This window comes from Pseudomonas marincola, from assembly GCF_900682675.2.
Classification (GTDB): Bacteria; Pseudomonadota; Gammaproteobacteria; order Pseudomonadales; family Pseudomonadaceae; genus Aquipseudomonas; species Aquipseudomonas marincola.
In genome coordinates this window covers 587,042-607,994 of the sequence record NZ_LR215729.2, presented here as the reverse complement: position 1 = coordinate 607,994, position 20,953 = coordinate 587,042, and the positions used below count along the sequence as shown (strand labels likewise).

The window sequence follows — 20,953 nt, the reverse complement described above, 5'->3', positions numbered from 1 at the left end:
CTAATCGCTGCCCATGTCGTCTTGCTTCTGCTCGAAGAACTCGGGGATGGGGTGCTGATAACTGTCCAGCCAACGCTGGTAACTGCGCTCGCGCTCGGCCGATGTCAGCACTTGTTTATGGTTTGAAGCGGCCGCACCGTCCCGCTGAATAGCCAGCCAGCTTTCCGCCTGTGAAGCGACTTGCCGCTGTTCGCGAGGCTGTGCTTGAGTCGTCTCCGCCGCCTCGGCTGCCAGACAAGCACTGCTGATGATCATTGCCATAATTATCCGCTGCATTACTCCACTCCCTGTTCAATCTGTACGGCGGCCTGTTGCAGCCCGGCAACTGCCTTGGGTTGCCCAGCGTTGTTATCTCCCAGCTGGACCGGGGCGCTGGAATTGCCCCGCAGCTCACGCGCCCGGGCCTCGGCTTCACGCACCTGATCGGCGCTCAGAGAAAAGCGCGAGGCCAGCTCGCCGGCCTCTTGCCACTTGTTTTCATAGAACATCAGCGCCGTGAGATTTAGCGCTGGCAGCGTGTCGGCTCGGCTCAGTTCAATAGCCGTGAGAAACTCGAAACGCGCCTCGTCGGTGCGCCCCAGATGCATCAGCACCACGCCCAAATCGTTACGCACCTGCGCATCGGTTGGCATCATGCGCGCTGCTGTCTGCATGCGCTGCAAGCCTTCCTCTGTATCGCCGCTGGCTACTGCCAGTTGGCCCAGACCATGTTCACCGGCACCCGCCAAACAGGTTCCGGCAAGGCTTTGATAAAGCGCCTGCGCCTCTGGGCGCCCGATCTTGCGCATGATTTTGGCTTCGGCCAGACGCACTTCCGGAGCGTCCTGCGCCATGCCTTGCAGATTGGCCAGCGCCGCGTACAAGCGCCCTTCATCGACCATCTGCCGAGCCAGATTGAGGTTCAGCTCATGCTCTTTGTCTGGCGTGGCGCTGCAACTGGCGCCGCCGTCATATCCTTGAGTAAGCGGCTTCAACGCACAGCCAGTAAGGGCTATTGTCATTATCGCGACTGCACAGACCGACTTCATCCGATACCTCCAAGGGCACGCCCGATTGCACTCAAGCCGGGACCGGCCAAAACGATTAACAAGGCGGGGAACAGGAACACCATCATCACCACGCTCAACTTGCCGGACAGGGTCGAGATGTATTCCTGCAAACGCGTCAGACGCCGATCGTCGAGCACCTTTTTCAACGCCAGCAACGAACTCATCGCCCCGCCGCCCTGCCGAATCAGCTGGCAGAGAATGGTTACGCAATCGGAGAACTCATCGACTTCGAGCAAGCGCCCCAGTTGTTGCAGTTCGCTCGCCAGATCCAAGCCGGAATCGACACGTTTGAGCATGCCGTTGAGCTCACGGGTGAGTGCCGGTAACAAGGCCCGACTCTCCTGCCCGAGCACCCGCAACGCTTGCTCGACAGTAAGGCCGGCATCGAACAGGATGCGCAACAACGGCAGAAATACCGAGACCTCATCGGCCAATTGCTTTTGCCGGCGAGCCGCGACCACGGCCAGCACGCGCTTGGGCAGCAAGTAACCGCAACCCGCGGCGAGCAACAAGATCACCCACACCGGCTCAACGGGCTTGCTCAGCAGCGATTGGACAAGCGCAGCCAAGGCCAGCATCAGCAGCGGTGAGAGTAATTGCAGGGCAAAGAATCGGGCGCGCTGACGGGTGCGACGCCAGCCGATACGACTCAGCAATTGCTGGGTTTCACCATCCAGACTGAACACTCGCCGCCCCAGTCGGCTGCCGGCGAACTGTTGCAGCCAGCGCTCACGAGACGGCTCATGGTGTTGCGCGAACCGCTGCGTACCGAGCAATCGTTTGGCGACCCGATGCTGGATCTGCCGTTCACGCGCCAGATTGATGACCAAAAGCGCTGTGGCCATCAGCAGCAAGGCAGTCATCACCAGCCAGGCCATTTATATACTCCTCAGCATGCGCCACATCAGCACGCAGCCAATCACCTGCATGCAGAATGCGGTAATCAACATTTTCTGGCCGCTGGCCTCGGTCCACAGACTCATCAAATAGCCGGGATTGACGGCCATGATGTAAGCCGCCAACGCCACTGGCAAAGCAGCCAACACCACCGCAGTGAGCCGGGTTTCACCGGTCATGGCGCGCAGTTGACGGGCAATCTGTTCGCGTTCCTGAATCACCTTGATCAGGCTGGCGAGCAACTCGATGGCACTGCCGCCGTGGCGTTGATTGACCTTCACCCCAAGGGCCAGAATGCGCAGTTCTTCCTGCTCATACAGCTCGGCGACGTCATCCAGTGATTTGGCCAGATCCACGCCTAGTCGAATGTCGCGCGGCACCCGCGACAGCGCTCCCTGCAATGGCTGCGGCGACGCCTCGATAGCGTGGATAATGCCGTCGCCCAGCGTGCGTCCGGTTTGCAGGCTACGCATTACCTGATCCAGCATCGCCGGTAGCTGCTGGACGATGCGCCGCAAGCGTTTGCGATAGCGAAAACTCAGCACCACGCGAAGCACCAACGGCGGCACCAGCAGCGCCAGCAACAGCAGCATCCAGCCGCCCACCGAGGCGGCGAGCAATATCGCCAAAAGCCAGACAACCACGACCAGAGCCAGTTTGTCTTTGGGCACGCTCAACCCGGCACGCAAAAACATGCGCTCAACATAAGACCAGTAAGCGCTGGCTGCAGGCGCTTCCTGACGCTGGCCAAGACGCTCCAACACCCGCTGGGTGCGGGCTTGTTTCCAGCCATGCCGGAACATGACCACCGCTAGCAAGGCCAATACCAGGCTGATTGAGCCAAGCAACAGCAGCGGTTTCATAACGCGTTCCGCCAGGCGGCTTGCAGTTTGTGTCCAGCCGGGTTGTGCGCTTCGCGGTTGAACCGGCCGCTCGCACGATCCAGGCTGAACAGGGTGTTGGTCACGTAGACATCGTCGCGCACGCCAACCACCTCAACCACTTCGCTGATGCAGCGGCGGCCATTGGGCAGACGGGTAAGCTGGATCACCACATCGAGCGCGGCGCAGATCATCTGGCGTAATGTGCGCTCGGCAATCTGCCGGCCCGACAACCCCACCAGCGTCTCTAACCGCAACAACGCATCCTGTGCGCTGTTGGCGTGCACCGTGCTCATCGAGCCGTCGTGGCCGGTGTTCATCGCCTGCAGCACATCGATCACTTCGGCGCCGCGAATCTCACCGAGAATAATCCGGTCGGGGCGCATCCGCAGGGCATTGCGGATCAACGCACAGGACGGCACTTCACCGTGCCCTTCAGCATTCGGCGGGCGGGTTTCCAGACGCACGACGTGCGGGTGGTTGAGTTGCAATTCCGCAGTATCTTCAATGGTTACCAGGCGCTCGTGGCTGTCGATCAGCAAGCTCATGACATTCAACAGCGTGGTCTTGCCGGTCCCTGTGCCGCCGCTGACCATGATGTTGCAACGCTGGGCAACGGCCATGTTGATGAACTGCAGGATGCTTTCATCGAGCGTTTGATAGGCCAGCAGGTCGGCGCTCTTGAGCACATCCTTGTGGAATTTACGCACTGAAATGCACGGGCCATCCAATGCGATTGGCGGAATGATCGCGTTGACCCGGCTGCCATCGGGCAAGCGCGCATCGACCATTGGCGACGACTCATCGAGCCGCCGTCCCAAGGGCGCGAGAATGCGCTGAATGACCCGGTGCACATGCTGGTCGTCAATAAATCGCAGGTCACTCTGGTACAGCACACCGGCACGCTCGATGAAGATGCGATCCGGCCCGTTAACCAGAATCTCGCTGACCGAGGCATCGTGCAGTAGCACCTCAAGCGGGCCGAACCCGGTCAATTCATCGACCAGTTCTTCGGCCAAGCGCTCGATCTCGTATCGCGAAACCGGCAAGTGATGGCGGTTGATGTAATCCACCACCTGATCGGTGACAAAGCGCGAAACCGACGGACGCGGGCCTTCGAGAATATTCACTTGCTCATCGTCGATCGAATCAATGATGTAGCGATGCAACGTCAGCTTGAGGCCGCGGCTGTCCTGTTCGGTATCCGCGGTGTAGCGAACGGCTCCGCCAAACAGCGCCTCGCCGCTCATGCCAGTTCCTCCTGCTCACGCCGCTCAGCCTGTTTCCACGGCCAACGCCACGCCGAACTTTTTTTGCGTCGGTCCGCCAACCGACAGCCCAACTGTTTGAGGCTTTGCGAAAGACGATCACGCGGGGCTATCTCAAACAGGCTGCGGCCCTGATTACGCGCATTCATGCGCAACTCAGGGTTGAACGGCAGGGTCTCAATCACCGGCAAACCGAACGACTTACCCAACGTCGGGCTGTCCGGTGCCACGTTGCGCAGAAACCGATCAACCAACAGACTGGCGTGTGCCAGTTTCATTCCGCTTTCGCGCCACTGCTCCAGCAGTTCGATATTGCGCTGGCAACTCGGCACATTCTGGTCGCTGCACCAAAGCAATTGCTCCGCGTGGGTGGCAAACCAGCGCAAGGCTTCGCTGTCCGGCTGGCCGGCGAGATTAACCACGATGTGCTGAAAATGCTGGCGCAGAGTGCCCATCAGCAGATACAGCTCAGCGGCACTGACTTTTTCGAGCGTTTGCTCTTGCTCGGTCAGTGAGAGTACGCGCAAGCCGCCGCGTGTTTCGCAGAAGGCGCTGTCAATCAGGCTGGAGTCGAGCCTGCGCAAATTGCGCAGGGCATCACTGAAGTTGAACGATGACTCCAGCGCAAACAGACCGAGGCTCTCGCCATAGGGCAAGCCCAGATCCAGCAACAAGGTGCGTCGGCCATTTTGCTCGATGGCCAGCGCCAAATGGGCGGCCAGCATGCCGGCATCGGCATCTTGCTGGCGGCAATAAAGCACGCTGAGTTTGCCCCTGTCAGCACTTGGCTGCAGATTCGGCATGCGCTTGCTCATGTGTCGCACCAGCCCCGTCACCTCACTGGTGCGCGCACCGTAAGCGATAAAGTCGCGGGCACCGGCACGCATGGCGCTGAGTACCAACTGATTGTCCAGGCCATCACCCAGCGCAATCACCGCCAGCATCGGTTTGGCCGCCAACACGCCTTCAATCAGCGCGCTCTGGCTCATCAGATTGTCGCGGTCGAGGCCGACAAAAAGCAGACCGGCACCGGTCACATCAACCAACGCGAGCAGCTCATCGAGCGCGCCCTGCCCGGCCTGCAGCACATGCCCGAGGCTGCTGAGCGATCCTTGCAACCACTCAAGATCAGCTGAATTACGGGTGAGGGCAAGAAATGTCTGACTCATGCGAACCTCACTGGGACAGACCGGAACGGCGGTCGAAGCGACCGTTCTCGAACAGGTACATCTTGAAAAAATTCGGGTCGTAGTTGCGCAGACCTTCGCCCGGCAACTCCGGCAGGCGCGCATCGGCGGCCAACGGCTGAACCAGATGCGGGGTAACAATCATCAGTAGTTCGCTGTCTTCTCGGTCAATCTGCGTCGAGCGGAACAATGCGCCCAACACCGGGATGTCACCCAAGCCCGGAAACTTATCCACAGCGGCGCTATTGCGGCTGCTGATCAAGCCGCTGATGACGAAACTTTCACCGTCGGCCAGGGTGATGCTGGTATCGGTGCGCCGCACATTCAGAGCCGGCACCGCAGTGCCGGCAATTCTGACGCCGGCGTTAAAGTCCAGCTCGCTGACTTCGGGCGCCACCTTGAGATTGATCCGACTGGAACCGACAACAGTCGGCGTCAGTGTCAGGCGAACGCCGTACTCCTTGTACTCGATGCCAATGTTCTCGCCATTGCCGCTGGGTACCGGAATCGGAAACTCGCCACCGGCGAGAAAACTCGCGCTTTGCCCGCTCAAGGCCACCAGGCTGGGCTTGGCCAGGGTGTAGGCGAAACCGCTGTTTTCCAGCGCGTTGATAATCCCCAGCACCTTGCTGCTGCCGCCGCCCCAGACAATATTGAAGCCGCCATTGACCAACGGAATACTCGCGTTGATGCCGCCGACCTGTCCGGGCGATACATTGATCCCGCCCGTGGTGCCCGGCGCGCCAAACAGGAAGTTGTTGGAGCCGGTGCCGAATATCGAGGTGCTCGCTTGCTTCATCTTGCCGCGACTGACTTCCACAAAGCGGATATCGGTCTGTACTTGCGCAATGGGTAGCGCGTCGATCAGCGCTGGAGTGGCCTGCCCGAGCGCTCCGGTTGCCAGGCCCTGGACGTAAACCATGCTGCGCCGTGGCTCGTTGCTGCAGGCCGTCCAGACCATAAGGCTGGTGGTGCCGGCTTTCTTGCCGACAATCAGAAAACCATCGCGTCCGGTCAAGCTGACATCGGCCACAGCCGGATCACCGACGGCCATGCGTTTGATCGAAACCGGGTACTGCAATTGCTGCTGTGTGCCCTGAGCCACTTCGAGCACCGCGGGTGCAGGTTGCAATGTCGAGCATGCCGAAGGAGTTGCCGCCATTGCAGTTGAGTTGAGTAAAGCACCTATGACCACAGATCCCACACCACCTACGATCCGACTGCTGATACAGACCATGCTTTAACGTCCTTGTCAGTTATGGGGCTTGCCAGGTGCTTTGCACACCACGATAAATTTCAACTTTCGGCGAGGTTGCCACTGCACGCGAGCGCGGCTTTGCGGCCACGCCCGGTTGCGGCGCTGCCTGACTTGCGAGTTTGTCCAGCGGGATCAGGCTGCGGGTTTGCTCATTCAGGGCGACCAGCGTGGTTTCGCCATCCAGATAACGCTTCTGCAATTGCTCATCGGCGCTACGCACCGCCAGGCGCAAAGTGCCAGCCTGGCTCGCCAGCAGCAGGCGCGTGACCAGTTGCTCAGGCACCGCCAGCACCGCCGTACGCGCGGGTTTCTCGCGAGTCTTTTTATCGTCGTCGGTTTTGCCTTGAGCCGCGTGGCCTTCGTTGCTCGGGCCGAGGGTTTTGCCCATGCTCAACAAACGCACGGCGGGCAGCGCAACCTGAGCGGTACGCAAGCGTTGGTCGCCGTCTTCCTGCATGAACAGCAGCACATCAACGAAGTCGCCTGGACGCAGATAACCGCCACCGCCAACTACCTCGTCGACCGGCACCGCAACGGCGCGTTCATTGGGACGAATCATTTGCGCCAGCGGGCCACCGGCTTCAAAACTGGCCTGATCCAGCCAGTCACCTGGCGGAATTGGATTCCAGGCTTTGCGCCCAACGACTTCTTCGATGCTGGAAAAGCTACCGGCCGGCGCAACTTGCAGCTGCTCAATCGCCAGATCTTCGGCAACCACCGGCACAAACGGTGAGATTTCACGCACGGCCACAACTACCGGCGAGCGTTTAACGTCGTCCGCGAGTTTGCTGACGCGCTGCGTGACTGGCGACACTGCAGGCGCGCTGTTTGCGGCAACGCTCTCGGTGGCAGGTGGCGAACTCATTACCACCCCCCAATACCCCGCAGCGACAGCGCCCAGCAACATCACTGCAGCCAATGCCATGGTTACCCGGCTATCCATTTCGGCCTACTCCCTTGCCCTGAAACTCAGAGCAGCCAGCCTCGATAGGCGGCGGCTCTACAACGAATCACTGGCGCTGCCGGAAGGTCAGTTGCACAAGCCTTCGCAGCTAACCAACGTGCATCGCCAATACCTGACTGGCTCAGCATTACAACGGTCCTGTTGCATTGTTAGCTTGAACAAAAGCGAATCGCCACTAGGCACTTACAACTATTTCCAAACGACTATATACAAAGTAATAGTCATTGCTGATTAGTCATATTTAATGATTGAAGCGTTGAACTTTCTGATCAAATCTGAGATCGCCAACACATCCTCACGCAAGGAGATTGCGATGTCCCTTAATGATGCAATGCTGAAAGCTTATATATTCCTGAAAAACAATGACGGCGCCTCGGGGATCGAGTACGCAATCATTGCGGCAATGGTTGCTGTTGTTTTAGCTGTGTTCATACCGGACATCAGCTCGAGCATCACTTCAATATTCACGTCAATAAAAAATGAGCTATCGTCTGCGGCCAACCCCGCATAAGTAAATACACTTAAAAATTAACACCACTTGCATTCATTAGTTTAGAGACTAAGGAATCAATATGTCCTCGAAGTTAGCAACCCGCCAGACGATTCTTCTGGTCGACGATGAACAGGACATTCTTCTTGAATTGGCCGAGATGCTCGAGCTCGAAGGGTATCGCTGCATCCTGGCCAATTCGGTTGCTCAAGCCTTCGAGCAACTCAGCCAGCATCCTGATATTGCGCTGATCATCACGGATCTGCGTATGCCCGAAGAAAGCGGGCTGCGCTTGATTCAGCAGCTGCGCGCTCGCAGCAGCCGCAAACAACTTCCGGTGATTGTGGCATCAGGCCACGCCGATATGAATGACGTGATCGACACCATGCGCCTGCAAGCAGTCGATTTCTTCATCAAGCCGATTTACCACGAGCGCCTGCTCGAAAGCATCGAGCGCCTGTTCCCCTCCACGCTCTTGCACCTGGCCAAGTAAGCCCCCGCAAGGCTTGTTGCGCCGCAGAATCAGCTCACTTGTAGCAATTGATCAGCCTGCTTGAGCACCGTGCAGTGTTTGCGCGGTGCTCATCAACGCTTACAGCTGGTAGCTGAAACTGAGATTGATGCGCGGGTCGCGGCTGCGGCTGTCGAGGGCGATATCCGACATCGGCTTGGCCACTTCCAGCGAGATGTTGTAGTAACGCGCATCACCGAAACGCAGGCCCAACGCCGCCGAGGACAACTTAGACTCAGGCAACTGCGAGGCATTGAAACGCGTACGCGCCGCGTCAATTACGGCGTAGGGTTGCAGCAACCGCAGCCAGTTACTGTCTCGCGTGAAGCTGTAGTTGAGCTCGTAGGATGCGCCCCAGCCTTTATCGCCCGATGCCTGATCGCCAGGGTAGCCACGGGCAAAGTTCTGGCCGCCAAACACCGCTTGCTCGGCATCTGGCAGTGAGTCATCACTCCAGTACAGCGCCGCCGAGACAACACCCTGCAGCGCTACCGTGTACTTGTCACTCTGCACCCCGGAAACGCGCAGGCGGAAGAAGTCCAGATCGATTAACGGGTTGTCCGTTTCTGCGCCCCAGCTGTCTATGCCCTGATACAAGCCGCCGCTGAGAATGCGCAATTGCGACTCGTCAGCCTGACGCCAGTCCGCCTCAAGTGCCACTGCACGCATCTCGGTGTTGCTCTCAAAACTCAGCGGATAACCGACAACATCAAACTCAGTTTTGTCGTCCACCGCATAAACCCGCGCGGTAGTGCCCAGCCAATGATTGGGCGAAGCGATCCATGGATGGCTCAAGCCAACGGATACCCGCTGATTGTCACGCTTGTTGCGCAGTTCAATGCCATTGCCCAGATTAATCCGCTCACTCGGCTCACTCGAATAGGTCGAGCCAAACAAGCTCAACTGCGTGCCTTCAGTACCAATGAACTGCGAGTAATCGAGCCGGTAGTAACGCTCGTCATCTTCGCCCGGAGGGAACAGCGCGCTCAGGGTGACCTGCTCGGCGAAGGAAGTCTGTGAATTACTGCTGGCAGACACTACCGCTTGCAGCTCATCGCGGCTGCTATCACTCAAGTTGAGGCTGCTGGTGAAGGGCTTGCGCGATGCGCTGGCGATCAGGTGACTGGCACCGTCGGTGGTGCCTGGCGGCGGGACCTGAGCTTGCAGGGTTACGCCCGGAATCATGCTCATGAGCGTGGTGTAACGCTCGAATGTTTTGCGCGTGAGTGGGCGTTCGGCTTCGATTTTAGCCATCAACTGCTCAACGTAGCTTGCGACCGAACCCAGGTCGCCGCGCAACTCGCTGTCTTTAACGTAACCCTCAACCAGCACGACGCGAATCTGGCCCTGAGTAAAGTCCTGCGGCGGCAAGTAGGCGTACGAGAGCAGATAACCATCAGCCTGGTAACGCTGGGTGATCTTGCGAGTGGCCTTGATAAGGTCTGCCAATTTTACGCTGCGCCCAATCAAGGGCTGATAGACCGCCGCCAGCTCCTCCAGCGAGTACACCGTACCGCCCTCGATGCCGATGCCGCGCACCTCGACCGGAGTACTCATCAGCAAGGCTTGCTGCGGTGAGTCCGCCGCCGGTTCAGGCAACTTCATGTCGACCGAAGACGGGCGATAGGCGTCGGCCGGCAAGTTGGGCAGCGGCAGATTCTGCTGATTGTCATTGCTATTAAGAAAACCGGGCAATTGCTGCGCCATAACGCTTTGAGCGCAAACCAACCCCAGTGCAGACATAACGACTAAAGCGCGCATAGGACACTCCCTGACCAAACTGCTGACACGTTTTTATGCAAAAAAAAGCGCGCCGGGTCAGCATGAAGCCCGGCGCGAAAGGGAACACCATTACTTGCGGAGCAAGCCTCTCAACCCTCCCAGCAAACCAACGCGCTGCGTATCGCCAGTTTGCGTGGCATCGGCAACACCGCCGTTCAGCACACCCGAGCCTGTGCCTCCCGTGGCGCCATTGACCAGCGTGCCTGCCTGTCCGACTGTTTGACCGACAGTGCCGAGCGTTGAACCCACCTGGCTGATAACCGGATTCGGGGTCCCCGCATTGATTTGGTTGCCCAGGCTGGTCACTACACCGCCCACCTGATTAAGCAAGCCGCTGACTGGCGCGCCGAGCTGGGTTGCCGCCCCGACCTTCTGAGTCAAACCGCCCACTGTATTCACCACCGGCGTTACTGCCGTTCCGAGCGAACTGGTTACCGCGGCCAATGGCGCCCCAGCGCTGGTGTTCGGCGCGCCCGTACCACCAACCAGCGTGCCCAGCGATGCAACTGTGCCGCCCACCGCTGCGGCGTTCACTCCGGCAGACCCGAGCACCGCATTGTTGGTCCCTGCGGTGAGGCCGCTGCCTACACCTGCAACCACACCGCCGACTGTTTCAACTACGCCAAATACCGGCGTACCCAACTTGGTTTTATCGGCAACGCTATTGGTCAGCCCGCCCACCGTTGTTGTCAGCGCACCCAGACCATTGGCGGCCAGAGGTGCGCCGGACTCATTGGTTTCCGAGGTTTGCAGGTATCCACCAGAAACCCCGAGCGTGCCGCCGACATTAGCCAGTGCGCCGCCAACGGTATTGGTCAACGGATTGCCATTGCCCGCGCCAATCACCTTGCCGCCCACCACGGCGAGCGTGTTGCCGGCTTTATCCAACACCTGATCAACTGGCGTACCGAGCTTGGTGGTATGACCCGCCTGCTGGGTTGTGCCTTCAACGATTCGGATGACCGGCACCAGCAGATCGTTGCTTACCGAGTCGGTCAGATCACCCAACGGGCCTTGAGTCGTCACTTGGCTCAGCGTGTCACCCAACATGCTGACGCGCTCACCAGTGCCATCGACCAAGTTGCCAACGTGGGTGACCACGCCGCCAACCAAAGGCAACCGCTGTATTTTTTCGCTGCCACCCACGGCGGCAAGAGAGGCGCCAACGCTTGATACGCCCTGCCCCAGATCGTTAGTCGCAGTGCCAACGCTCGCCGCCGTAACACCGAGCGAATTGTTGCCGGCGCCCAATTGGCCAAGCCCGTCATTCAGGCCATCACCAACCGAACTAACCGCATTGCCGGTCGAAGTCACCAGATCACCGACCCCCGAGGTCAGATCGTTACTGCCCAGAACGCTGATATTTTTGACTGTTCCACCAATTTGGCTCACACCATCACCTGCCGCCGTAACCGTATCGCCCACAGTGCCTATCGTCTGGCCCGTGACGGTCGGGGTCACGGTCGATCCGGGAGGCGTTACTTCACCCGGATCGACTGGCGGCTCAGTACCACCGCCGCCGGTCCCGTCGCCACCTGTTCCGTCACCGCCAGTCCCGCCATTGCCGCCATTGCCGCCAGTCCCTGCAGTGCCGCCCGAAGTATCGGTGCCCCCCGTTGCACCAGTACCGCCGTTTGTACCGTCGGTTCCATCGGTTGCAGTGCCATCAACGGCAGTACCGTCACTCGAGGCGCTGTCGACAAAGCTCTTTGATCCACCACCGCCACTGCTGCAACCTACTACTGAAACCAACATGACTAATGCGAGAGCTGTGCACGACGTGATCCGGGTTGTGTTATTCATTTTCTCAATCCTTGTAGACGCTTGAATGCAATTAACTCAATCAACAATTGCAACGCTTAATGTGTCTACATCAAAGATCAACGACTAACTGGCTACAACCCTGAACTTGGTATTAACCCTTTATATATCCTGCACAAATTCCGAGCACAATAATTACAAAGTTATAATACCTACTCATTGTATTTCGTATTTATTTGGCGACAACAGAACAGGAACACTCTAATTACTGGTGCCGTTATTCAAAACAATAATTTATAAATAGCCGGTACTCCGCTGCCTCACTGATTTGCGCCCCAACACTTAGCGTTTTGCGGCATAATGCGCGGCTGAAATAATCAGGAGTCAGCCATGCCCGCCCCTATCTGGTGGTTACTTGCATTGCCATTTGTCGCAGGCGCCTGCCTGCCCCTACAAGCCGGGATCAATGGCCAATTGGCCAAGCAAGTTTCCAGCGTTCTGGCCGCCTCGCTCATCTCCTTCGGGGTGGGCACCGTGGCGTTGTTCCTGCTGGTGTTGATCCAGCGCGAGCTTCCCGGTTTTGCCAGCCTCAAAGGCCTGACCTGGTGGCATTGGTGTGGCGGCTTCCTCGGTGTGATGTTTATTGCCACCGCCGCCTTCGCCGGTCCCAGAGTGGGTGCACTGCTGTTCATGGTGCTGGTGATCGCCGGGCAATTGACCATGGCCGTGACCCTGGATCACTTCGGCTGGGCTGGTTTTCGTGAAGCCCCCATCAGCGCGAGCAAGGTCATTGGTTTGTTGCTGATCGTTGGCGGCATCTGGTTCATTCGTCGCGGATAACCGCCACACCCCGTATTGGCAAGGCCTGCGGGGTGATCTGAAAGATATATCGTGTTACCTTTGCCGCCTTTTTTGCACCTGCCGCGCAACGCTCGGCAGCCGCGCGAGCCTCGCCTCGCCTGTGCGGCCAGCCCGCTTGGCCATTCGCTGCGTTAAACCACCAACGTGCCTTGTGCACCTTGCGCATGGCCGCCGAGATCAACGGCGCACCGCTAACGCTACGCTTACCCGAACCGATGTCGTGCCCACCGGCCAGGCTCACAACCATTGTGGAAAACAGCATGCTGCAGTCACTCAAGAACACCTGGTTTTTTAATTTACGCGGCGATGTCCTGGCGGGGCTGGTCGTTGCACTGGCACTGATTCCAGAAGCCATTGCGTTCTCGATCATCGCCGGCGTTGATCCCAAAGTAGGGCTGTACGCCTCTTTCTGCATTGCCGTGGTTATCGCCTTTGTCGGCGGCCGCCCGGGCATGATCTCAGCCGCCACCGGAGCCATGGCGCTGCTGATGGTGACGCTGGTCAAGGATCACGGATTGCAGTATTTGCTGGCGGCCTCGCTGCTTTGCGGGCTCCTGCAAATCGGGGCGGGTTACCTCAAGCTTGGCTCGCTGATGCGTTTTGTTTCGCGCTCGGTGGTGACCGGCTTCGTCAACGCGCTGGCGATTTTGATTTTCATGGCGCAGCTGCCGGAACTGACTAACGTGACCTGGCATGTTTATGCCATGACCGCCGCTGGTCTGGGCATTATTTACCTGTTCCCGTATGTGCCGGTGATTGGCAAGGTTATCCCGTCTCCGCTGGTGTGCATTCTCACGCTGACCGCCGTGGCCATTGCCCTGGGTCTGGACATCCGCACCGTGGGCGATATGGGCGAGTTGCCCGACACCTTGCCAATCTTCCTCTGGCCGGATGTCCCGCTGACCTTCGAAACCCTGCAGATCATCTTCCCTTACTCCGCCGCGATGGCTGTGGTGGGCCTGCTTGAGTCGATGATGACCGCGACCATTGTCGATGATCTGACCGACACCTCCAGCGACAAGAACCGCGAATGCAAGGGTCAGGGCGTAGCCAATATCGCCTCCAGCCTGCTCGGCGGCATGGCCGGTTGCGCAATGATCGGCCAGTCGGTAATCAACGTTAAGTCGGGTGGCCGTGGCCGCTTGTCGACCTTGATCGCCGGTTCGGTGCTGCTGATCATGGTGGTATTTCTGAGTGACTGGGTCAGCCAGATCCCGATGGCTGCGCTGGTGGCGGTGATGATCATGGTGTCGATCGGCACCTTTAGCTGGGACTCGATTCGTAACCTCAAGCACTACCCGCTCTCGACCAATATCGTCATGCTGGTGACCGTCGCGGTTGTGGTGTTTACCCACAATCTGGCGTTCGGGGTGTTGGCTGGCGTGCTGTTGGCGGCGATGTTCTTCGCCAACAAAATTGGCCACTTCTTGTTCATCAGTTCTGAAATTGATGCCAACGGTACGCAACGCACCTACAACATTGTCGGCCAGGTATTCTTCTCGTCCGCCGACAAATTCATCAATGCATTTGATTTCCGCGAGGCGCTTGATAAGGTCTGTATAGACTTGTCCCGCGCACATTTCTGGGACATCACCGCCGTAGCGGCGCTCGATAAAGTGGTGCTGAAATTGCGCCGCGAAGGGACCGAAGTTGAAGTAATCGGGCTCAATCAGGCCAGCGCCACCATCGTCGACCGGTTTGGAGTGCATGACAAACCCGATGCCGTGGATAACCTGATGGGCCACTAAAAAGTCGCGAAATACGCTGCGCAGCCCGAAACGGCTGCCAACCACAAGGACACGTCAGATGAGCCAAGTATTCGCCAGTATCGATGGATCAGCCGCAGCGCCAGGCGTTTGTGATTACGCAGCATGGGCCAGCCAGCGCCTGCAAGCGCCGCTGACCCTGCTGCATATTCTCGACCGTACGCTTTATCCACAAGCGGGCGATCTCAGCGGCACTATCGGCTTGGGCAGCCGCGAGCATTTGCTGACTGAACTGGCAGCACTTGATCAGCAGCGCAGCAAGGTCGCACTTGAGGAAGGCCGGATCATTCTTCAGGCGGCGCAAAGCCGCGTGCAGGCAGCGGGCATCACTGAACCGATGTTGCGCCAACGTCACGGCGACCTGATCGCCTGCCTCAGCGAACTCGAAAACGAGATGCGTCTGCTGGTCATCGGCCGCCAGGGCGAACGCAGTGCCAGCACCGAGCATCAGGTGGGCGGCCATCTTGAAAGCGTAATCCGCACCCTGCACAAACCGATTCTGGTGGCTGGCGACACGTTCACGGCACCCCAGCAAATCATGCTGGCGTTCGACGGCAGCGCGACTGCGCACAAGAGCGTTGAAATGCTCGCCGACAGCCCGCTAATCAAAGGTCTGCCTTGCCACTTGGTAATGGTCGGCGCAGACAGCCACGCCACGCGCGAACAACTGAAAACCGCCCAGCATCGCTTGCTCAAGACAGCCAGTGAAGTACATCTGGCGATTGTCGCAGGCGAGGTTGAACCGGCTCTGCACGCGTATCAGGCCGAGCACAACATCGACCTGCTGGCGATGGGCGCTTATGGCCACTCAAGAATCCGTCAGTTCTTCGTCGGCAGCACCACGACCAATTTGCTCCGTTCCAGCACCAGCGCCCTGCTGATACTGCGCTAGATAACGGCACCGCCAATCACAGCAGACCTGTGGTTGGGCGGTACACCGGCGCAACTGGCGCTTTCTGTAGCCTAACTTTGGTTCAGAAAGACAAGTTTGGGCCGGGACTACAACAAAAGCACTGAGCAGCGTCATAGCACAGTGGTCATAGTTATCGCCTTATTGACCACAAGTATTTGACGCCAATGAATGAGCCCGACGTCCCCAGCAGCCCACGGGTTTTCGTATTGTGGCGTGAAGCCAAAGACACCCAACTCCGAGCCCGGCTCGGCGGCTGCTATTACCTGAGCGCATGGTTGCTGGTTTGGTTGTTAGGCCAGGGCATGTGCGACCACACCTTGGCAGGCCTGATCGGTGGCGTACTGTTTTTCGGCCTGATGCAATTACGCAAACGCCACACCCTGCCGGTAGAGCTGACAGTGCAAAACCTCAAGCGTTGGCTGAACCTGCACTGGGCAATCATTCTGGCCAGCGCCTTTTTGTGGGGAGTAACGGCTGCGTGGGCGCGCCTGCAACCCAGTTTTGATGAAACCTGGGCACTGGTTACGCTGATGACCATCGCCTTCAGCACTCTTCACGCCTTCAACTTCTCAATGAACCTCAAGCGCGCGCGGCTCGCCCTGCTGATGCTCTATGTGCCGACCTTGCTGGTGATGCTGCATCAGTGGCAGCAAAACCTCTCGACCCTGATCACACTGATGTTCTACCTGAGCTTTTTGCTGTTGCTGCTCAGCAGCAGCCACCGCGAGTACCGGCATACTCTGGCAATCGAGTTGAAATTGATCAAACGTCAGGAAGCGCTCAAACACCTGAGCCTGACCGACAGCCTCACCCAGTTGGGCAATCGGCTGAAGTTCGACAGCCTGCTGGCGAACATGATGAACAACGCCAAACGTCAGGGGGTGCCACTGTCGCTGGTGATGCTGGATATCGATCATTTCAAGTCAGTGAATGATCGCTACGGTCATTCGTGCGGGGATATCTGCCTGGTCGGATTTGCCGATGTAATGCGCAATGTTTTCCGCCGCGAGAGCGACACACTGCTGCGCTTGGGCGGCGAAGAGTTTGCGGTGCTCATGCACAACACCTCGCATAACAACGCCTATGTGCTGGCCGAGAATTTCCGCAAAGCCCTGAGTGAGCATGATATGCCGATTGGCGAGCAGTCCATCCGCATCACCTCAAGCTTGGGCGTTGGCTGCATGGAGATTGAACTCGATTCAAGCCCGAATCAGTTTGTCCGGCGCATTGACGAGGCGCTGTATCAAGCCAAGTTCAACGGCCGCAACTGCACCGTTATGTCATCACCCAAGCGCCCGCAAAAACCCGATACCGCTGAGCGCAATCATGAGCCGGCGTAATTGCCAGCTATTGCGCCCGCCCTTGCTGTACAGCAAACCACTGCTGCACACATTCAAACATGCTGTCGATCAACACCGCGAGCAGGCCAATCAAGATAGCGCCCTGTAACACGTAGGCAGTGTTGCCATTCACCAACCCGGCAATCACCGGATCACCCAGCGTGCTTGCGCCGATGGTCGAGCCGATTGCGGCAGTGGCAATCGCCACCGTTACCGAGGTGCGAATACCCGCCAGAATCACCACACTGGCCAGCGGCAATTCGACCTTGAACAAGCTCTGCAATGGACTCATGCCAATGCCCCGCGCCGCTTCGATCACGGTAGGTGAAACATCCTGCAGCCCGGCGAGCGTATTGCGCAGCACCGGCAATAAGCCGTACAGCACCAGCGCAAATATGGTCGGCAGGCTACCAAAGCCGAGCAGCGGCACGGCCAATGCCAATACCGCAACAGGCGGGAATGTCTGCCCGATAGACGCCACCTGACTTACCAGCGGCAGGAAGTCGCGGCCCCAGCGACGTGTCGCGAGAATTCCGGCTGCAACCCCGACGATAACCGACACTAGTGACGCAGCCCCGACAATCAGCAGGTGCTTACCCAGCAATTGCGCAAAGCTGCTGCGCTGATAAATTACCGCACGGGCATCCGGCTCAATCTGGCGGAAAAAACCCTCGAACTGATCCATCGAAAACACCGCCACCAGCAACAGCAGCAGCCACATGAGCGGCACCCAACCATTGCGCAACATCGCCAGCAACGGCCTCATGCAGTCGGGCTGTCGAGCAAGGCGCGCATGGGCAATAGCCCCACCGCGTGGTTCTCGGCATCGCGCACACAGAGAATGTCGGTGCGATGCCAGTACATCAGCGACATGGCCTGGCGCAGCGTGTCATCGACGTTCACCGAATGCTCCGGCAAATCACCGCTTAGCGCTTGCATGTGGGTTTTCACCGGTTCCAGACTGGCACGTTTGAGCCCGCGCTCGTTCTGCCCGAGCAGACTCTGCACGAACTCATTCACCGGACGATCGAGCAGATTGGCCGGGGTGTCATGCTGAACGATACGGCCCTTGTCCATCACCACAATCCGCGTCGCCAGTTTCAGCGCTTCATCAATATCGTGGGTGACAAACACAATGGTCTTGTTGATCTGCGATTGAATGCGCAGCAACTCGTTCTGCAGTGAGTCGCGGGTAATCGGGTCGAGCGCACCGAACGGCTCATCCATCAGCAGAATATCCGGGTCGCCCGCCAGCGCCCGGGCAACCCCAACCCGCTGCGCCTGACCACCGCTCAATTGGCTGGGAAACTTGTGCGCGAACTCGGCGTAAGGCAGCGACAGCAATTCCAGCAGCTCATGCACCCGCGCCTTGATCTTCTCCGGCGACCAGCCCAACAGCGTGGGTACTACACCGATATTGCGCTCCACACTCCAGTGCGGGAACAAGCCCGTGTTCTGGATGGCATAGCCCATGCGCCGACGCAGCAATTTGGCATCGAGCCCGGCAATGTCTTCGCCGTCGATGCGGATATTGCCGCTGGAGCAGCTGATCAATTTGTTCAGCAGGCGCAGGGTTGTCGATTTGCCGCACCCCGACGTGCCGACGATCACGCACAATTCGCCGCTGTTGATTTGCAGGGAAATATCATCCACCGCCACCGCGTTATCAAACAGGCGGCTGACGTGGCTTAACTCGATCATCGGGGTCGGCGTCATGCCCGGACTCCTGGTTGGCAGTGTCTGGCCAGCGCGCTGAACAGTGCGTCGGCCAACAGTGCTAGAAAAATTGTCGGCAGGGCGCCCAGCAGCACCAGATCCATTGCCCCCTGCCCCAGCCCCTGAAAGATAAAGCTGCCAAAACCACTGGCGCCAATCAGGGCGGCAACTGCCACCAGACCGATGGCCTGAATGGTGGTGATACGGATACCTTCGATAATCACTGGCAGGGCCAACGGCACGCGCACCTGACGCAACACCTGCCATGAACTCATGCCCATGCCGTGGGCAGACTCGATAACTGCAGGCGCTACCCCGCTGAGCGCGACACTGGTATTACGCACCACCGGTAGCAGGCTGTAAGCCACCAGCGCAATAATCGCCGGCGCCCAACCAATGCCATGAATACCGAGTCCCTGCAGCACCGGGTACTTGTTGGCCAGATAACTCAGCGGCGCGATGAGCAAGCCAAACAACGCCAGGCTGGGGATGGTCTGAAAGAAATTCAGCAGCCCAAAAATTGGCCGCTGCAAACGCGGCACTCGCAGCGTTAGCCACGCCAGCAACAGGCCGATAATCAGGCTGCCAAGTAATGCACCGCCGACCAGACTCAGGTGCCCGGCAAGCGCCTGCCAGAACTCACTACGGCGGCTGCTGTACTCGCGCAACAACGATAACGCGGCCAGATCGCCGCTATAAATCAGCCAGGCGCTGATCAACACCAAACCCAACGGGGCCGCACGCCACCAAAAGGGCGCGGGCTGCATGCGTTGGCGGCACTCGATAAGCAGCAAAGAGCCGATAAACAGCAAGGTCCAGCCGCCTGCGGCAATGCCCGCCCGCGCGTACGGCTGATCGTCAGCGATATGCAGATGAATGAACCAGGCCAGACTCAGAGGCAATTGACACAACAGCAGCACGACCAGCGCCAGCATTACTCGATAGCACAGTGGATTGGGCCGCCAAGCCAGCGCGGCAATAGCCAGCAAGCATGCGATCAGGCTGGTGGCCCACACAGAGCCCAATGCCTTGAACAACCCCAGGCCTTGGCCCGGCACAATGCGATTGGCCTGCACACTGGCAAAGTCCGCCAGCAGCAACACCGCCAGCACAATGCACACCAAGGTTAGAACCACCCGATTAGGCGTCGGGCGGGGAGACTCCATTAGCCCACTCACTCAGGGTTTGATGCCGTCCAGAAACAAAGTGGCGACCTGTCGCGGGTCGGCGCCATTCACCGCAACATCGGCATTGAGCTTTTGCAGCACCTGCAGGTTGAGCTTGGCAAACACCGGCGCCAGCAAGGTTTCGATCTGCGGGTATTTCTTCAGCACCTCGGCGCGCACCAGAGGCGCTGGCTGATACACCGGCTGCACGCCTTTGGTGTCTTCCAGCACCTGCAAATCCAATGCACTCAGGCCGCCATCAGTGCCGTAAGTCATGGCGCCGTTAACGCCATTGGTTTGCAGCGCCGCAGCGCGCAAGGTGGCCGCTGTGTTGCCGCCCGACAGAATAACCAGCTGCTCGGGGCTGAGCTTGAAACCATAGGCTTTCTGAAATGCTGGCAAGGCACTGGCCGACTCGACGAACTCGGAGCTTGCAGCAAACTTGAACTCGCCGCCGTCATTCAGGTACTTGGCCAGATCTTCCAGCGTGACCAGTTTATTGGCGCGGGCAACATCTCCACGAATACTCATGGCCCAGGTGTTATTGGCGTCTGCCGGTTGCAGCCAGACCAGCTTGTTGGCCTCGGCGTCGAGTTTTTTCACCGTGTCATAGGCTTTTTGCGCATCCTTCCACACCGGGCTGTCGCCACGGTCGAAGAAGAACGCGCCGTTGCCGGTGTACTCTGGGTAAATATCAATTTCACCGGCGATCAGGGCGTTGCGCACAATGCTCGTGCCGCCGAGTTGCAGGCGTTCTTTAACCGGAACACCGCCGCGCTTTAGCGTTTGCGCAATCAGTTGGCCCAGCACGGCGCCTTCGGTGTCGATCTTCGACGAGACCACAACCGCTTCATCCGCATGAGCACTGCCCATGCCCAGACACAAAAACGCGCCCGCAACCAGACGCGTTAGTCGACGGCGATAACCCTCGGAAAATGACATGTACGACCCCTTGTTACCTAGACATCTTGAGCGTGACAACCGGCCACACTACTGAAATAAAGGATGCCAAATACGCCGAATCCGCGAGACGCGTTTCAGCCTGACACTCCATGTACGCGTTGCAGGGTAAAACACTAGGCCGCGCAGACCAACCTTATTGGCCCAGGCACATCTTTAGCCCGGACCTGCCTGAGCGCCTTA

The 20,953-nt window shown here is 58.6% G+C and carries 21 protein-coding genes; 6 read left to right on the top strand and 15 right to left on the bottom strand.

Annotated elements, in window-relative coordinates; genetic code table 11:
- Genes PMYSY11_RS02645 through cpaB form a run of 8 tightly spaced genes read right to left on the bottom strand, consistent with a single transcriptional unit; the run spans position 1 to position 7,483 of the window.
- Positions 1-276, bottom strand: a complete 276-nt coding sequence (locus PMYSY11_RS02645; protein WP_239655529.1) for a DUF3613 domain-containing protein — start codon at positions 274-276, stop codon at positions 1-3.
- The gene (locus tag PMYSY11_RS02640; protein WP_150548243.1) at positions 276-1,001 is read right to left on the bottom strand and encodes a tetratricopeptide repeat protein; all 726 of its coding nucleotides are present in this window, start codon (positions 999-1,001) and stop codon (positions 276-278) included. The genes PMYSY11_RS02645 and PMYSY11_RS02640 overlap by 1 nt, the downstream gene beginning before the upstream one ends.
- 23 nt (positions 1,002-1,024) lie before the next feature.
- The gene (locus tag PMYSY11_RS02635; protein WP_150548242.1) at positions 1,025-1,927 is read right to left on the bottom strand and encodes a type II secretion system F family protein; all 903 of its coding nucleotides are present in this window, start codon (positions 1,925-1,927) and stop codon (positions 1,025-1,027) included.
- Entirely contained in the window at positions 1,928-2,809 is an 882-nt protein-coding gene (locus tag PMYSY11_RS02630) for a type II secretion system F family protein (RefSeq protein WP_172970656.1), read from the bottom strand.
- Positions 2,806-4,077 carry a TadA family conjugal transfer-associated ATPase gene (locus tag PMYSY11_RS02625; RefSeq protein ID WP_069902526.1) on the bottom strand — a complete coding sequence of 424 codons (1,272 nt, stop codon included), beginning with the start codon at positions 4,075-4,077 and terminating at the stop codon, positions 2,806-2,808. The genes PMYSY11_RS02630 and PMYSY11_RS02625 overlap by 4 nt, the downstream gene beginning before the upstream one ends.
- Positions 4,074-5,264 (bottom strand): CpaE/TadZ family protein, encoded by a 1,191-nt coding sequence (locus PMYSY11_RS02620; RefSeq protein ID WP_069902525.1) that lies wholly within the window; start codon positions 5,262-5,264, stop codon positions 4,074-4,076. The genes PMYSY11_RS02625 and PMYSY11_RS02620 overlap by 4 nt, the downstream gene beginning before the upstream one ends.
- 7 nt (positions 5,265-5,271) lie before the next feature.
- Positions 5,272-6,519 (bottom strand): type II and III secretion system protein family protein, encoded by a 1,248-nt coding sequence (locus PMYSY11_RS02615; RefSeq protein WP_150548241.1) that lies wholly within the window; start codon positions 6,517-6,519, stop codon positions 5,272-5,274.
- Between the two features lie 19 nt (positions 6,520-6,538).
- Positions 6,539-7,483 carry a Flp pilus assembly protein CpaB gene (gene cpaB / locus PMYSY11_RS02610; protein ID WP_150548240.1) on the bottom strand — a complete coding sequence of 315 codons (945 nt, stop codon included), beginning with the start codon at positions 7,481-7,483 and terminating at the stop codon, positions 6,539-6,541.
- Positions 7,484-7,817: 334 nt separating this feature from the next.
- Between cpaB and PMYSY11_RS02605 the strand changes: the two genes are divergently transcribed.
- Positions 7,818-8,015 (top strand): Flp family type IVb pilin, encoded by a 198-nt coding sequence (locus PMYSY11_RS02605; protein ID WP_150548239.1) that lies wholly within the window; start codon positions 7,818-7,820, stop codon positions 8,013-8,015.
- A gap of 61 nt (positions 8,016-8,076) precedes the next feature.
- Positions 8,077-8,487, top strand: coding sequence for a response regulator (locus PMYSY11_RS02600; protein WP_069902521.1), 411 nt, complete (start codon positions 8,077-8,079; stop codon positions 8,485-8,487).
- A 99-nt stretch (positions 8,488-8,586) separates the two neighbouring features.
- On the opposite strand, the gene PMYSY11_RS02595 is transcribed toward PMYSY11_RS02600, so the two are convergent.
- Positions 8,587-10,266, bottom strand: a complete 1,680-nt coding sequence (locus tag PMYSY11_RS02595; protein ID WP_150548238.1) for a ShlB/FhaC/HecB family hemolysin secretion/activation protein — start codon at positions 10,264-10,266, stop codon at positions 8,587-8,589.
- Positions 10,267-10,356: 90 nt separating this feature from the next.
- Entirely contained in the window at positions 10,357-12,090 is a 1,734-nt protein-coding gene (locus PMYSY11_RS02590; RefSeq protein WP_150548237.1) for a collagen-like triple helix repeat-containing protein, read from the bottom strand.
- Between the two features lie 348 nt (positions 12,091-12,438).
- Between PMYSY11_RS02590 and PMYSY11_RS02585 the strand changes: the two genes are divergently transcribed.
- Positions 12,439-12,888, top strand: a complete 450-nt coding sequence (locus PMYSY11_RS02585) for a DMT family transporter (RefSeq protein WP_069902518.1) — start codon at positions 12,439-12,441, stop codon at positions 12,886-12,888.
- Here the strand turns inward: PMYSY11_RS02585 and PMYSY11_RS02580 are convergent.
- Positions 12,872-13,171 (bottom strand): hypothetical protein, encoded by a 300-nt coding sequence (locus PMYSY11_RS02580; protein ID WP_150548236.1) that lies wholly within the window; start codon positions 13,169-13,171, stop codon positions 12,872-12,874. The two genes, PMYSY11_RS02585 and PMYSY11_RS02580, sit on opposite strands and share 17 nt — an antisense overlap.
- On the opposite strand from PMYSY11_RS02580, the gene PMYSY11_RS02575 reads away from it, so the two are divergent.
- The 3 genes from PMYSY11_RS02575 to PMYSY11_RS02565 all read left to right on the top strand — a co-directional run bounded on the left by PMYSY11_RS02575 (position 13,170) and on the right by PMYSY11_RS02565 (position 16,928).
- Positions 13,170-14,657, top strand: coding sequence for a SulP family inorganic anion transporter (locus tag PMYSY11_RS02575; protein WP_069902516.1), 1,488 nt, complete (start codon positions 13,170-13,172; stop codon positions 14,655-14,657). The genes PMYSY11_RS02580 and PMYSY11_RS02575 overlap by 2 nt on opposite strands.
- 58 nt (positions 14,658-14,715) lie before the next feature.
- Complete coding sequence (locus PMYSY11_RS02570) at positions 14,716-15,567, top strand: universal stress protein (protein ID WP_150548235.1); 852 nt, start codon at positions 14,716-14,718, stop codon at positions 15,565-15,567.
- 185 nt (positions 15,568-15,752) lie between these two features.
- Positions 15,753-16,928, top strand: a complete 1,176-nt coding sequence (locus tag PMYSY11_RS02565; RefSeq protein ID WP_150548234.1) for a GGDEF domain-containing protein — start codon at positions 15,753-15,755, stop codon at positions 16,926-16,928.
- Between the two features lie 7 nt (positions 16,929-16,935).
- Here the strand turns inward: PMYSY11_RS02565 and PMYSY11_RS02560 are convergent, their stop codons facing one another.
- Genes PMYSY11_RS02560 through osmF form a run of 4 tightly spaced genes read right to left on the bottom strand, consistent with a single transcriptional unit; the run spans position 16,936 to position 20,752 of the window.
- Positions 16,936-17,649 (bottom strand): ABC transporter permease, encoded by a 714-nt coding sequence (locus PMYSY11_RS02560; protein ID WP_338051125.1) that lies wholly within the window; start codon positions 17,647-17,649, stop codon positions 16,936-16,938.
- A gap of 41 nt (positions 17,650-17,690) precedes the next feature.
- On the bottom strand, positions 17,691-18,644 hold the full coding sequence (locus tag PMYSY11_RS02555) for an ABC transporter ATP-binding protein (protein ID WP_239655528.1): 954 nt from the start codon (positions 18,642-18,644) through the stop codon (positions 17,691-17,693).
- Positions 18,641-19,810 carry an ABC transporter permease gene (locus PMYSY11_RS02550; protein WP_150548232.1) on the bottom strand — a complete coding sequence of 390 codons (1,170 nt, stop codon included), beginning with the start codon at positions 19,808-19,810 and terminating at the stop codon, positions 18,641-18,643. The genes PMYSY11_RS02555 and PMYSY11_RS02550 overlap by 4 nt, the downstream gene beginning before the upstream one ends.
- A gap of 12 nt (positions 19,811-19,822) precedes the next feature.
- Positions 19,823-20,752 carry a glycine betaine ABC transporter substrate-binding protein OsmF gene (gene osmF, locus PMYSY11_RS02545; protein ID WP_150548231.1) on the bottom strand — a complete coding sequence of 310 codons (930 nt, stop codon included), beginning with the start codon at positions 20,750-20,752 and terminating at the stop codon, positions 19,823-19,825.
- Positions 20,753-20,953 lie beyond the last annotated feature (201 nt).

What these genes read in the sequence shown, in the direction of transcription:
- PMYSY11_RS02580 (WP_150548236.1), bottom strand. Translation starts at nt 13,171, where the DNA reads ATGCTGTTTTCCACAATGGTTGTGAGCCTGGCCGGTGGGCACGACATC.
- osmF (WP_150548231.1), bottom strand. Translation starts at nt 20,752, where the DNA reads ATGTCATTTTCCGAGGGTTATCGCCGTCGACTAACGCGTCTGGTTGCG.
- PMYSY11_RS02550 (WP_150548232.1), bottom strand. Translation starts at nt 19,810, where the DNA reads ATGGAGTCTCCCCGCCCGACGCCTAATCGGGTGGTTCTAACCTTGGTG.
- PMYSY11_RS02585 (WP_069902518.1), top strand. Translation starts at nt 12,439, where the DNA reads ATGCCCGCCCCTATCTGGTGGTTACTTGCATTGCCATTTGTCGCAGGC.
- PMYSY11_RS02640 (WP_150548243.1), bottom strand. Translation starts at nt 1,001, where the DNA reads ATGACAATAGCCCTTACTGGCTGTGCGTTGAAGCCGCTTACTCAAGGA.
- PMYSY11_RS02615 (WP_150548241.1), bottom strand. Translation starts at nt 6,519, where the DNA reads ATGGTCTGTATCAGCAGTCGGATCGTAGGTGGTGTGGGATCTGTGGTC.
- PMYSY11_RS02595 (WP_150548238.1), bottom strand. Translation starts at nt 10,266, where the DNA reads ATGCGCGCTTTAGTCGTTATGTCTGCACTGGGGTTGGTTTGCGCTCAA.
- PMYSY11_RS02555 (WP_239655528.1), bottom strand. Translation starts at nt 18,644, where the DNA reads ATGACGCCGACCCCGATGATCGAGTTAAGCCACGTCAGCCGCCTGTTT.
- PMYSY11_RS02575 (WP_069902516.1), top strand. Translation starts at nt 13,170, where the DNA reads ATGCTGCAGTCACTCAAGAACACCTGGTTTTTTAATTTACGCGGCGAT.
- PMYSY11_RS02620 (WP_069902525.1), bottom strand. Translation starts at nt 5,264, where the DNA reads ATGAGTCAGACATTTCTTGCCCTCACCCGTAATTCAGCTGATCTTGAG.
- cpaB (WP_150548240.1), bottom strand. Translation starts at nt 7,483, where the DNA reads ATGGATAGCCGGGTAACCATGGCATTGGCTGCAGTGATGTTGCTGGGC.
- PMYSY11_RS02645 (WP_239655529.1), bottom strand. Translation starts at nt 276, where the DNA reads ATGCAGCGGATAATTATGGCAATGATCATCAGCAGTGCTTGTCTGGCA.
- PMYSY11_RS02590 (WP_150548237.1), bottom strand. Translation starts at nt 12,090, where the DNA reads ATGAATAACACAACCCGGATCACGTCGTGCACAGCTCTCGCATTAGTC.
- PMYSY11_RS02605 (WP_150548239.1), top strand. Translation starts at nt 7,818, where the DNA reads ATGTCCCTTAATGATGCAATGCTGAAAGCTTATATATTCCTGAAAAAC.
- PMYSY11_RS02565 (WP_150548234.1), top strand. Translation starts at nt 15,753, where the DNA reads ATGAATGAGCCCGACGTCCCCAGCAGCCCACGGGTTTTCGTATTGTGG.
- PMYSY11_RS02600 (WP_069902521.1), top strand. Translation starts at nt 8,077, where the DNA reads ATGTCCTCGAAGTTAGCAACCCGCCAGACGATTCTTCTGGTCGACGAT.
- PMYSY11_RS02570 (WP_150548235.1), top strand. Translation starts at nt 14,716, where the DNA reads ATGAGCCAAGTATTCGCCAGTATCGATGGATCAGCCGCAGCGCCAGGC.
- PMYSY11_RS02560 (WP_338051125.1), bottom strand. Translation starts at nt 17,649, where the DNA reads ATGTGGCTGCTGCTGTTGCTGGTGGCGGTGTTTTCGATGGATCAGTTC.
- PMYSY11_RS02625 (WP_069902526.1), bottom strand. Translation starts at nt 4,077, where the DNA reads ATGAGCGGCGAGGCGCTGTTTGGCGGAGCCGTTCGCTACACCGCGGAT.
- PMYSY11_RS02635 (WP_150548242.1), bottom strand. Translation starts at nt 1,927, where the DNA reads ATGGCCTGGCTGGTGATGACTGCCTTGCTGCTGATGGCCACAGCGCTT.
- PMYSY11_RS02630 (WP_172970656.1), bottom strand. Translation starts at nt 2,809, where the DNA reads ATGAAACCGCTGCTGTTGCTTGGCTCAATCAGCCTGGTATTGGCCTTG.